The organism is Arthrobacter sp. FW306-06-A, from assembly GCF_021870055.1.
GTDB lineage: Bacteria > Actinomycetota > Actinomycetes > Actinomycetales > Micrococcaceae > Arthrobacter.
In genome coordinates this window covers 303,826-315,721 of record NZ_CP084552.1, presented here as the reverse complement: position 1 = coordinate 315,721, position 11,896 = coordinate 303,826, and the positions used below count along the sequence as shown (strand labels likewise).

10 protein-coding genes are annotated in these 11,896 nt (G+C 61.7%); 6 read left to right on the top strand and 4 right to left on the bottom strand.

The features are described from left to right. Positions 1-143 precede the first annotated feature (143 nt). Positions 144-962, top strand: coding sequence for a hypothetical protein (locus LFT49_RS01590; RefSeq protein ID WP_237429544.1), 819 nt, complete (start codon positions 144-146; stop codon positions 960-962). A 525-nt stretch (positions 963-1,487) separates the two neighbouring features. Here LFT49_RS01590 and LFT49_RS01585 read toward each other — a convergent pair. From LFT49_RS01585 to LFT49_RS01575, 3 genes are all read right to left on the bottom strand, one after another. Further along, positions 1,488-1,715: a hypothetical protein gene (locus LFT49_RS01585; protein ID WP_237429543.1), complete on the bottom strand. Its 228-nt coding sequence runs from the start codon at positions 1,713-1,715 to the stop codon at positions 1,488-1,490. Positions 1,716-1,869: 154 nt separating this feature from the next. Then, positions 1,870-2,130, bottom strand: a complete 261-nt coding sequence (locus tag LFT49_RS01580) for a hypothetical protein (RefSeq protein ID WP_237429542.1) — start codon at positions 2,128-2,130, stop codon at positions 1,870-1,872. A gap of 765 nt (positions 2,131-2,895) precedes the next feature. Beyond that, the gene (locus tag LFT49_RS01575; protein WP_237429541.1) at positions 2,896-4,512 is read right to left on the bottom strand and encodes a PucR family transcriptional regulator; all 1,617 of its coding nucleotides are present in this window, start codon (positions 4,510-4,512) and stop codon (positions 2,896-2,898) included. A 243-nt stretch (positions 4,513-4,755) separates the two neighbouring features. Here LFT49_RS01575 and LFT49_RS01570 point away from each other — a divergent pair, with 243 nt between their 5' ends. Continuing rightward, positions 4,756-5,298: a hypothetical protein gene (locus tag LFT49_RS01570; RefSeq protein WP_237429540.1), complete on the top strand. Its 543-nt coding sequence runs from the start codon at positions 4,756-4,758 to the stop codon at positions 5,296-5,298. Between the two features lie 726 nt (positions 5,299-6,024). On the opposite strand, the gene LFT49_RS01565 is transcribed toward LFT49_RS01570, so the two are convergent. Next, entirely contained in the window at positions 6,025-6,399 is a 375-nt protein-coding gene (locus tag LFT49_RS01565) for an ArsR/SmtB family transcription factor (protein WP_237429539.1), read from the bottom strand. A 1,876-nt stretch (positions 6,400-8,275) separates the two neighbouring features. Here LFT49_RS01565 and istA point away from each other — a divergent pair. From istA to LFT49_RS01545, 4 genes are all read left to right on the top strand, one after another. Beyond that, positions 8,276-9,493, top strand: coding sequence for an IS21 family transposase (gene istA, locus LFT49_RS01560; RefSeq protein ID WP_237429538.1), 1,218 nt, complete (start codon positions 8,276-8,278; stop codon positions 9,491-9,493). After that, positions 9,493-10,281: an IS21-like element helper ATPase IstB gene (gene istB / locus LFT49_RS01555; protein ID WP_237429537.1), complete on the top strand. Its 789-nt coding sequence runs from the start codon at positions 9,493-9,495 to the stop codon at positions 10,279-10,281. Before istA ends, istB begins: the two co-directional genes overlap by 1 nt. A 141-nt stretch (positions 10,282-10,422) precedes the next feature. After that, positions 10,423-10,761, top strand: coding sequence for a hypothetical protein (locus LFT49_RS01550; protein WP_237429536.1), 339 nt, complete (start codon positions 10,423-10,425; stop codon positions 10,759-10,761). A 701-nt stretch (positions 10,762-11,462) separates the two neighbouring features. Next, the gene (locus LFT49_RS01545; protein ID WP_237429535.1) at positions 11,463-11,807 is read left to right on the top strand and encodes a hypothetical protein; all 345 of its coding nucleotides are present in this window, start codon (positions 11,463-11,465) and stop codon (positions 11,805-11,807) included. Positions 11,808-11,896 lie beyond the last annotated feature (89 nt).

The window sequence follows — 11,896 nt, the reverse complement described above, 5'->3', positions numbered from 1 at the left end:
CGCCGCACGCTACCGGCCTGACGGCCACCCCGGGAATTCAGAAGGGCTTCACTGTCTCTAGGGCCGGTGTCGGGTACGGTGAACCGAGACAACGGACAACAACATTCAGAGCACCCCTTTTGTGGGAGCGGGCGAGGAATCTCATGGCCGGTATCGAGCACACCCGCGGCAAAGAAGTGGACGGTGGCGTGCAGCCAGAGGAGCACGAAAAGATCGGCGACGCCCTTGAGTGGATGCGGCTGACCTATGCGCTGGACTACCCGGCCAAGTCGGACTCCTGGGAGCGGCCCGAGGACTACCCGCAGTCCTGGAGCATTCGCGCCTACATTGAGGCGGACATCCTCGAACCCGACGACTACGACAACTTCGAGGCCGACGCACAAGGCCAGGTCACTATCGCCGAAGCCCACGTCTACCTAATCCCCGACGTCGGCGGCGTCAATCTCTTCGACACCCTGGACGCGCACAGCGCCCAACTCGCCCGATACGCCGAAGCATTCATAGCTGCAGGCTCCGAACCCGGTCAGCTCAGCATTGAGGGCGAACCGATCCTTGAAGGCGACCTAATGATTGTGACTTGGGTGAGCGTCCAGCCGCGGTTCCGCGGGCACCACGCAGGGCACCAAGTACTCAAAGCCATATTCGACACCATAGGCCGCGACACAGTCGTCACCGTCCTGCACGCGGCACCTGGGCTCAGAGACGACATGGACGAAGGATCCGCAAAACACCGGATGGAATGCCGCGGCCTCGCCAAGTACTGGGGCCAATTCGGATTCCGTCCCCTGGACGACAACATCATGGTCCTGACCTACGAGGACATGCTCGCCATGATCGAGGACGATGAGCAGGACGAGGACGACCTCAATCCCGACGACCTGCGGAATGTCCCACTGATGCAGCTCTCCCAAAAACAGCGCGACGCAGTGTTCCGCGAACTCCGCATCAAGCTCGACGAATAATTCACCGGCTCAGGGGCGCCGGCACTCATGGCGACTCCAAGCGGTCCACGGTTGAGGTCAGTCCGGGTTATGCACGGCCAGAACATGGAGCCATCGGGAAAGCTCCCTCGGCCGCAGTAGCGGTGGATAACCCACCAGGATTGTCCCCGGCTGCGGGCAGCGGACTTGATTTGTCCAGTCAGTGTCTGGACAAATGCGCAACTGGCTGTTGCACAATTGCCAAGCACCCGCCGACACCAGCTCATCACTGGGGGTCTTCTGTCAGGTTTGAATCTAAGACTGTTCGCCGGGGATGTGCAGGAACTGTCTTCCGGACCCTATTCTGACGCTCCTCTCCTTGCTGCCTGACGTCAGGTTGGGGTGTGCTTCAACTGGACAAGTACTTTGCCTCTGCCGTCTTACTTGTGCTCCTCAGCAGCTTCGTCTTTGACTTGAAGCGGCAGAAGAGGGGGTGTGCCTGTCCGACTGGGTCTGGCAGCGCAAGAACAAGCCACAACTTGGCCATGACCGATCCGGGTTTCCATGTCAGCTGGCAATCTGTGTTGACCAAGCCCGAATGTCCTTCGCGGTGAACCGAACCTGGGGCAAAGCAGCGCGGAGCCTTTCGGTCAGCTCCGCCTCGACAGCGAAGAGCGGCATGCCGCCAGCGGCCGTCGAGGTCTCCTTGATAACCGCTTCAACACGGCTCAGCAGAGAGTCCAGAATTTCATTTGGGTCCGGAATTCTCGGTGAGCCGCAGGCCCCCTCAGCCAAAGGATCTCCTTGCCTGCGATAGTGCAGTGAGCCCGCGGCGCGGACGGGCGTTTTCAGCCATGGAGGCGTTGCCTCCGCAGTCGAGCTAAAGAATCGTGCGGGCAGACAGGCGTTGCCGCAAAAGGCGGTTCGGGAACGGTCCCAGGGTTGATTTTCATGATTCAGGGACCTGGCCGAATCGCCGCTGCCCGGAAATCATTTGACAGGATTCCTGAGTGGTTCCATAGGGAACCTTCTTGGTCCGGGCCACTGTGAAGGATCCTGATCCAAGGCCTGTGACCAGGATCCCGTGCTGACCATCTTTCATCGCTTGTTGATGGGCGATGTCGACGGCGGCGCTTATGTCCTCCTGGATCGACTGTGGGTTGTCTCCCTTGACGACATAGGTGCCCACCGCCTGGGCGGTGGTGAACATTTTTATTCTCCTGCTTCTAGAGTATGGAATTTTTCGCTGTTGATGCCAGTGAAGGTGATGTCATGGAAAGGGGTGCCTTCTGAGCCGGGCTTCTTCGCTAGGGGCCGTAGAGATGGTCGTGTGCCAGTTATTCAAGCGTCGACGCGATTCCTTGGACGGGTCATTACAACCTGACGCCGTTAGCTCCTACACCTGCGGCTCTCTTCCTCCAGAGGAACGGGCGGCGCTGCCGTTTCCGGAGGCAATTACTGCCGCTCCTGAGCAAGGAACAGTGCCAGAATCCAGCGACAATGACGGAACCCGGAATAGAAAAGCTATGACATGAAGCTTCTGATGGTCCCTTCCATGGCGTCGTCGCCATCCTCGGAGCGCTTGGGGCATGAGGTGCCCACACACTGCGTGGTCCTCAGGAATGCGCGGCCCAACGGCGAGATGTGGCGAAGAGGGACTCTGGCAACCCTGGATGGGCATTGGGCCGCCAGGACAACGGACAAACGGGCCACAGAAGGCAAACCCCGCGCCCAGAACGGCGGTCCTCGACCTCGCTGACTCCGGTCCTGCGGAGGCTGTTGGTCTGCTCATACTCATTGGATACCCGCTGCCTGTTCTGGCTGACTAGATTCGACATGTAGCTCTTTGAGTCTCCTAGGCCGCCGTCGTGCCGCATAACCCCGGGGTGCCCAAAAATCGCCCGGATTGAATCCCGCAGGACAACTCCCGGATCGGTGATGCAGGTCCCGCGCCTTGCTGGCGGAGCTTGACGTCTCAGCGCGAGCGTGCAGATCGCAGACGCCAGGCACGCGTGGCAACGTGCAGGTTGAGCCGGGTCTCGGGGTCACCAAGTTCAAATCCGGTGATCTGGCGGATGGACTTCAGCCGGTATCGCAGCGTGCTCCGGTGAATGGCAAGGCTGTCCGCCGTATCGTCGTAGTTGCCGCCATGATCCAGGAATTGCGCCAAAGTGTGCACCAGATCAGATCCCCGTCGGGCATCATTACTCTGCAATGCACCCAGCCACTCCTCGATGTAGCCGGAGAGGTCTGTTTCGCTGCCGGGCATGTCAAGGATTCGGTAGATCCCCAGCTGGTCGTAACGCGTGAGCCCGTAGGGGGCGGTGGAATGAACCCGGACGTGCAGTGCACGCAGGGCTTCTGCGTAAGAGCGGGGGATCTGTGTGGCATCCCGGCTCGGCCCCCCGATGCCCACGGCTCCGGTGGCGCTTCGCAAAGTCCTTGCCGCAATGGTAAACAGCTCTGTGTCGAGCGGCTCTCCCGCAACGACGGCAAGTGCTATGTCCGAACGTCGTGAGACGAGGGCCGGGATCTGGAGTTCGCGCAGAGTCCTGCGCAAGGCGACCACCACAGTATCGTCCGTTCTTGGCGGTTGCCACTGAGCGACGATGACGTGGTGCGAGCCCTTGATGTCGTATCCCAATGCCTCGGCACGTACGGCTGCGGACTCTTCATCCATTCCGGACACCAGTTCATACACCAAGTCGCGGCCCAGCTTCAGTTCCAGCTGGGCAATGCTGCGGCGGTGCGACAACTCGACCTGCAAGAGCCGCGTTGCGTACTGCAGGGCGAAGACGTCGTCGGCCGTATAAGGCACCCCGTTCTCCAGCAAGCACATTGCCCCCAGCACGTCCCTGTCCGGCAAAACCAGCGCCACGAGCCCCTGGGGTTCCTGGACAGGCAAGCCGGAGGCAAGCCAGAGTTGCGCCGTCCGCGCCCGCTCGGCAGTGCTGGGCCGGGGATACGGGCGCTCGAATCTGGTCCCGGCCGTCGCGCTGATATTGCCGAACCCGTCTTCGATGCAGACCGGACGCCCCGTCACCACCGACAGCACTTCCGCCAAGAGGGAGTTCCGCGACGTCATTTGTCCGAGAGGAGCGGTCAGGGTGCCATCCAGGGCGTTCTGGATCGATAGCCGGGTTTCGAGACGCATTACCGTTGCCGAGAGAATAGCCACCCGGTTGGTAATATCAAGGGCATCGGAGGGCAGACCCGGGTGCTCCGGCGGCTGCGTTCCTGCCGTTTCCTCAGCCGGGCCGGGGAATGCTGTGCGGGCCGATGCACGTAACCGGACCATCTGCGCCGGACTGGGAACGGCGCCGGCATGCAGGACGAGGCATCCGTTCAGTTCTCCGCTGTCACCAAAGACAGAGAGCGCGTAACGCCAGGCTGGGCCCGTGGCTGACGGGGACCCATCCGTGTCCTGGAGCTGGTGGACATCATGGTCCGGCATCGTCGGTGCCCGGTTAAGGCTCGGAACCAGATGGCCGTCCACCACGAGATAGGCAGCTGCGATAAAGCAGAATTCCAGTGTGGAAACAGAGCGTGCGGCCTTGCCGAGGATATCCTCGGCCCTTCTTCGATCGAACATTCAGTTGACCCGTCGTCTCTGTGCGCAGCTAAGGACCTGTCCATGGCGGGATGTGTGGCAACAGTCCCCAGAACGATCCCGGCGTCTTCGACACTACGCCTGTGAGACCTATTCTGGTAGGTCAGTTTCCTGGAGCAGATTTGGACCCGGGAGGTTATGACGCCGTTTCCCTCCGGGGGGCAGACTCGACCTATAAGGCCCAGGAGTAGAAGCGCCCTGCATGTATGGGGGTACCATACGTGTATGGATGATGTGATCACGCGGCTATCGGCAGAGGCCAGGGCTTTGGCTGCGGAGTCGGAGGTTGCCCGGCAGCGGATGCTGGTCCTGGCCCGTGGCCGGCAGGAGTGCATTCTGGGTCTTCACGCCTCGGGTCTGTCGGTGCGGGGAATCGCCGAGCGGTTGGGAAGCAGTGCTTCGGTGATCCAGGACGCGATCCGCACCGCCAAGGGACGGCATCCGCAAGCGCGGCGTGAGGAGCGGTTCCCGTTTGAACTGCATGTCATGCTGGGGATGAGGTTGCGGGAGAATCCGTCGCGGCTGCGGAGCCTCGCGCGGGAGAATCTTGAACGTCTGCGTCGCACTCCGCGGGCGGCTGTCGCAGAGCGGTGGCTGGACCGGTGGGAAGAACTTCTTCGCTTGCCTGATGACGAGTTGGAGAAGGCGATGCTGGCCGATGACGAGGAGGGAAGGGACCTGCGCCAGATCAGCCCCTTTGCCGGGGCACTAAGCCCCGAGGACAGGCTGGTTGCGATGAAGAAGGCGCAGTTACTTGCGAAGGGATGAACTCGAGCACGCAGTGCCGCGACGCAGATTATCAAAGATGACCAGGTCATCATCATCGGCAGCCAGTCGATCCTCGGTTCCTACACTGAGGATCAGCTGCCCGCCGAAGCCACGATGTCCCCGGAGATTGACATCGCCCCGATGCGTGATGCGGACGCCGATGCCCTGAGTGATCAGCTCAGCTTCGACGTGGGGGAGTGGTCGGAGTTCCATGCAACCTACGGCTTCTACATCGAAGGGGTCGGCAAAAGAACCGCGATTCTGCCTCCCGACTGGGAATACCGCCTGGTCGGAGTGCGCAGCGAAGCCAGCAACGGAACGCCATTGCCTGGGCAGCCGCCCTGGCGAGCGGAAAATAGGGGCATATCTGACGCGTCAAGCGGAGCATCGCGTAAGAATAATGTCCAGAATCGATTTACTGACATGTGTTGGGGATCATCCTAGATCTCATGCTGACAGCCCGCAGCCAAGGCAAGCGCGGTCCTTCGGCTCGAGAACGGTCGAAACAGGCCAAGGCATCAGGAATTGATGACACGCACTCGGGACAAACAGTGCGTTGTCACCTGTTACGACTCTGCCGGCACAGGGCGGCAGACCCAACAACCGGGCACGCGGCGAGTCTTCCCATGTCGGACGGCTCCGACGTCAGGTTGGGGTGTACTTCTGGCCAAGGGTCAGAATCGGTCAGTTATTCCGTGTGCGGGGTGTCGTCGCTTTCCGCTTAGATCACTGCGTCGGCTGGCCAGCCTTAGCAGTGTCTGCCGCTGCTTGTTCAAGCTGTTCGCGGGTGTCGCCCAGTATGTCAGTGAGCAGTTGCTTTGCCACCGCGAGCAGCTCTGCGACTTGGGGGTAGGTCAGGGAATAGAACATCTGGAGTGCCCGGCGTTCGCCCTTGATCAGGTGGTAACGGCGCAGCACGGCCAGGTGCTGGGACAAATGTGAGGCTTCCAGCCCGGTCGCGGCGAGCATGTCGATCACCGGCACCTCCGGGGCGGCACTCAACAATTCCAGCACCCTGATCCGCACCGGATGCGCCAGACCTTTGAACAGGTTGGCCTTTACTTCATACAGCGGTGCACGGAAATCGGAGAACTCTTCCACGTCTGCCTCTCGGCTCTACAAGAACCTTGCTTGACTATTTTATAATTCCATCATCCAATGAATCAGGATGTGGACGGATTCCCTTAGGGTCTCCCGGACTCCCCCTGCAGGCAAGGCTCCGGAACAAGGAAGGTAGTGTGCGTTTCCGATGTTTGCCAAGCCCGTACTGCCTGCTCCATTGATCCTAGCGGCCAAGGTGTTGGTCTCCGGTTCAGGGTTGCAGGTCACCTTTGATCTGCTCCAAGCCCCGCGAAGCGAGGGCGTCTATGTCGTTGGCCTGCGTGCCGGTGACGAGGGGCGGCACCCCATCCGTCATCTAACGGTCAGCCTCGACAGAGTCGGGCTCAGGGGAATGGCCACTTATGACTTCCTGACAGGAACGCGGACAGTCCATCCCCTTTCAGGGGCTTGTTATTCGGGGACCACGGTCATAGCATGCTTCCCGCAGGCCTCCCTGGTGGGTCTGGGCGCGCAGCCCGGCATCACTGCCTTCAGCTCCCTGAACGGCCATGCGCTGCAGACAGATCTCCCGGTGGATACGCCCTGCGGTCACTTCCCGTGCCCTGTCGGTGCAACACACAAGACCGGTAATGCCCTTCGGGCCGTTGAGGCGGCCGCAGCGCTGAACGCAGGATCGGGTTTCGATCAGGAACACTCTGCACCGGCTCTGCAGTCTGCCGTGGCCCACGCGGTATTGCAGGGCCTGCCGATCGCCGATGTAGCTGCCGCGGCTCACATGACTCCACTGGAGGTCCTTGACGCCACCGATGCAGCCGGCCACCACGGCCCGTACGCCAAAGAGGGCGAAGACATGCGGACCTGTCCGTGTCCATGACCGCGTTCCCGGTCAACCGTGCGGGCGGAACCACCCACACCTGCCGCTCAGGCCGCGAAATTCTTCTGGAACCGTTGTTGTCATCCAACGACGGCGACACTCTGGCTCTCCTCGTTCTGAAAGAGGTCGGCCGCTTTGTTGGCGTGAACAGGCCCTCGAATGCGTTATGAACGCTATCCGGCGGTACAGATCCACAGGCTGCCCCAGGCCTTACGGATGTATATGGAAGGAGAACGCGCTGAATACGCATGAGGAAAGATTCTCTGCAGCCAAGGGGGAACAGCCACGGCTGGCGTGCCCGCCCCTTCGTAAAATCATCAGTGATTTCCGGGGGCCAGTGGTGACGGTGTCCAGCTTGTCGGATGAGGAATTAGCAGGGCTACTCGATGCCCTCTACCAAAACCTTGATACTCATACGCCGGAGCTGGCCGCACTTCTTTGGTACGAGATGGCCGTCGTGGAAAGCCGCCGCCGGGACGCGATGAGGAACTGAGCAAAACCAAAAATACGCTCAGGTCCAGATTGGACGCTCAGCGGATACGGGGACGGCAGGGATACGAGACGTCCCACCGATCAAAGCCTGCACCCCCGGACGGTCGTGGATGTCGCGAAAAATTACGCGGGACTTCGGCCATCTGGAGTTCGCCGAAAGGACGCCCTGGCTCAATACGTGTGCTTGGCTGACGCTGACGTGCCTGATCCTGGCCGTTCGTCGACCTGAACGAAGGGAACAGGCGATAGCAACGGCACCAACACTCGGCCGCGGCGCAGGCCGGTCTGGCCGCTGGTCGCCCGGTCCTGCATCGCCGCCCAGAAAGCCGACTCGGCGCGCGGGGGTTCGCACAAGGCCTTGGAACGAAAAATGTATACGTATGCCGACCTACCGTTTGTTGCATCTGGTCCGGGCCACGATCGATTCCGGCGCAGGTTCTCCACGCGGAGGCGCGTACGACCTTCCGCGGAGAATGTGTCGGTGACGGTCGAAAAGTGAGCCATTTCGCGGGCTGAAAACTGAGCCACCCGTTCCAAACGATTGGGTGGGTGATCACAGTGGAGGATTGGGCGCTTATTCGGCGGTTGCATCTTGCCGAGGGTGAGTCGATGAGATCGATAGCCGCGCGGCTGGGGATCTCCAGGAATACGGTCGCGAAAGCTGTCAGTTCTGACGGTCCGCCGGCGTACGTCCGTGCGCCGCGGAACTCCGGGATCAAAGCTGTGGAACCGGCAATTCGTGCGCTGCTGCTGGAGAACCCGCGGATGCCGGCGACAGTATTGGCTGAGCGGGTTGGCTGGTCCGGATCGGCAGCCTGGTTCCGGGAGAACGTGGCCAGGATCCGGCCGGAATATGCCCCAGCTGATCCTGCAGACCGGGTTAGCTACGAGCCCGGGGACCAGGCGCAGTGCGACCTGTGGTTCCCTGAGGTCCGGATACCCGTTGGCGCCGGCAAAGCCAGGGTGCTGCCGGTACTGGTGATGGTCTCCTCCCATTCGAGGTTCATCATGGCCCGGATGATCCCGTCCCGGATGACCGGGGACCTGCTGGCCGGAATGTGGGAACTGCTCGGTGGATTGGGGGCTGTTCCGCGGCGGCTGATCTGGGACAACGAAACGGGCATCGGCCGCCGGAACAGTTACGCTGCCGGCGTTTCCGCGTTCGCCGGTGTCCTGGCCACCCGGGTCGTGCAGGTCAAACCCTACGACCCGGAAACCAAGGGCGTGGTCGAACGGGCCAACCAGTTCCTGGAGACGTCCTTCCTGCCGGGCCGAATCTTCACCTCGCCGGAAGACTTCAACAACCAGCTCGGCCAGTGGCTGCCGAGGGCCAACACCCGGCTCGTCAGGCGGACCGGCGCCCGGCCCACGGAGCTGCTCGCAGCGGACAAAGCAGCCATGCTGGCGCTGCCGCCGGTTCCACCGGTGACGGGATTCGTCGCGAGGGTCCGGCTGCCGAGGGACTACTACGTCAGGATGGGATCAAATGATTACTCCGTTCACCCGCAGGCCATCGGCCGGTTCGTCGACGTCACCGCGGACCTGACGACCGTCATGATCAGCCTGGACGGCAGATCCGTCGGCACCCACCCTCGGTCGTGGGGCTCCGGCCTGACCATCACCGACCCGGCCCACGTCCAGGCGGCAAGGGCGCTGCGGAACGCCTTCCAAACCCCACCGCCCGTGGGCGAAACAACCGGGCTGCGGGACTTGGCGGACTACGACCGCGCCTTCGGTGTGGTCCTCGATGACGGGCAGGTCGCCTGATGGCCAACGTCAAAGAAACGACTGGCCAGATCGAGTACTACTCCCGGGCGATGAAGGCACCCCGGATCCGGGAAGCAGCAACCTGGCTCGCGGACCAGGCCCGTGCAGGAGGCTGGAGCCATGAGGAATACCTTGCCGCTGTCCTGTCCCGGGAAGTCGCAGCCAGAGAAGCCTCCGGCGCCGAGCTCAGGGCCCGGGCAGCTGGTTTCCCGGCCCGGAAATCACTCGAGGACTTCAACTTCGATCACCAACCCGGCCTCAAACGCGACACCATCGCGCACCTGGCCACGGGCGCGTTCCTCACCGAAGCGTCCAACATCGTCCTGCTCGGACCGCCCGGCACCGGCAAAACACACCTCGCCACCGGGCTGGGCTTACGAGCCACCCAGCTCGGTCACCGCGTCCTGTTCGCCACCGCCATCGACTGGGTCGCCCGGCTCCAGGCAGCCCACCAGAACGGCCGGCTGCCCCAAGAACTGGTCAGGCTACGCCGCTACGGACTGATCATCGTCGACGAAGTCGGCTACATCCCGTTCGAGCAGGACGCCGCGAACCTGTTCTTCCAACTGGTCTCATCGCGCTACGAACACGCCTCGCTGATCCTGACCTCAAATCTGCCCTTCGCCCGCTGGGGCGACGTCTTCGGCGACCAGGTCGTCGCGTCAGCCATGATCGACCGCATCGTCCACCACGCCGAAGTCATCACCCTCAAGGGCTCCAGCTACCGGCTCAAACACACTCAGATCGACTCGCTGCCCTCGACAAGACCGGAAAATACGGCAGAATAACCAGCGTCAAAGTGGCTCAGTTTTCAGCCCGCGAAATGGCTCAGTTTTCGACCATCGCTGACAGAATGGAGTGCCAAAGATGACAGCCCGGAGCGGCAGCATATTCCCTCGTCTAATGACGCCATGAACGAAAGCCGGTAATTGAACGGTGCGCTGACACTGGCCCCGGAGGCCCTGGTCCCCACAGTCAATGAAGGCAACATCGGGGCAACATCGGGCGGAAGAGCGGGCGCGGCTTCCTCGACATCGACCCCCTTTGAGAAGGATGCCCTCCTCAGCTACCGGGACAACGACTACGCCCGCCTGGCCCAGCAGCGCCGCGCGGAACTCGACACAGCGGCCGGGCCTGTAAAGCTCGCCACGAACGCCTCGAGGTTACGAACAGCAAGTGCAGGCACCGGCAGGTTACTGGTTCCTTTAAAGGCCGCGGGATACACGCATGCCTCGGCCATTTACTGCATAATCGCGGATTTGAGCTGAAGCTTTTTCCATACCGGACCATGCGGGTACGAGTATGCTTCCAGCGAGTGGCTGTGTAGTTCGGTGCTTCCGCCAGGCGCTGTCAGGGGCCAGTAGTGGCCGCCGTGGACTAGTCCCTGCGGTACATTTGGGCAGTCAGGAAGGGGCCAACCAGTAACGCAAGATCCAGGCGGAAGCGCAACGTCCTCGTCATTCGTGAACCCGAAGCTATTATCGCCGCCAAGCCCAGTTGGGCGGAACGGAACTGCCGATAAGCCGTGGATCCACCCGCCCTCGCGTTCTTCAGGGGACCGTGGAGTAGCGACGGGCAGGCCAGCACCCGGAGTGGAAATTCAGTAGTCGTCCCACTTTTCAGGGTGCTGGAGTGCCAGGATGCCTGCCGCCACTTTGAAGTGTGGAAGACTTTTACAGGGCTGATTCGAAGCTGGCACTGTTTGCATTTTCGCGGAAGGTCCGGTCAACGCGGCGCGGCCAGGTAGCCTTCCTCTGACCGGGCCAGCGAATGCGGATGATCCGATGGCCTGGGATCGGAGGCGCGTTTGTCCTGCTGTCGGGAGGATCATTCACCCTTTGGGCGATGCCTTAGTCCCCTGCTGGTCTCCCACCTGAAAGAGTTTCACTGCGGCCTTACATTGAGGAGAACTAAAAACGTGGGCCCTATCAAGAGCATTTGGGCGATGGTTCAGGGTGATCCTGTTTTTATGCGGAGGGTCAATGGCTGGTTGGCCGTTTTCTGGATCGCGATGATTCCTTTCTCGTTGATGATGGGCTGGCTGGAGTCGGTGGTGTATGTTTCCGCGCTGTCGCTGTGGGCTCTGGTTTCGGGGCATTGGTCCGCGTGGCAGGCCGCCAGGGTGGAAGTGGCCCAGCTGGAAGATGCACGGAAACGTGAAAAGGAAGATCTGGTCGCCGATGTCGTAGCGGCCCTGTTGGCCAAGACCAATGTGGAGCCTGCGACGGGTTCCCGCTCCCGGGCCGAGGTGCCGCCTGAGACAGTTGTCCCGGCCTGGCAGGAGGATGGAAGCAAAGCCACACCCAGGACGTGACGGGCAGCGCGGGCCGGCGGCATCACATCACGTGACCGAATACCACGGTGATACGGCTGACGCCATGGGCGGGGACATTGCGTCCCGCC

What these genes read in the sequence shown, in the direction of transcription:
- istB (WP_237429537.1), top strand. Translation starts at nt 9,493, where the DNA reads ATGGCCAACGTCAAAGAAACGACTGGCCAGATCGAGTACTACTCCCGG.
- LFT49_RS01580 (WP_237429542.1), bottom strand. Translation starts at nt 2,130, where the DNA reads ATGTTCACCACCGCCCAGGCGGTGGGCACCTATGTCGTCAAGGGAGAC.
- LFT49_RS01545 (WP_237429535.1), top strand. Translation starts at nt 11,463, where the DNA reads ATGCGGAGGGTCAATGGCTGGTTGGCCGTTTTCTGGATCGCGATGATT.
- LFT49_RS01590 (WP_237429544.1), top strand. Translation starts at nt 144, where the DNA reads ATGGCCGGTATCGAGCACACCCGCGGCAAAGAAGTGGACGGTGGCGTG.
- LFT49_RS01570 (WP_237429540.1), top strand. Translation starts at nt 4,756, where the DNA reads ATGGATGATGTGATCACGCGGCTATCGGCAGAGGCCAGGGCTTTGGCT.
- LFT49_RS01575 (WP_237429541.1), bottom strand. Translation starts at nt 4,512, where the DNA reads ATGTTCGATCGAAGAAGGGCCGAGGATATCCTCGGCAAGGCCGCACGC.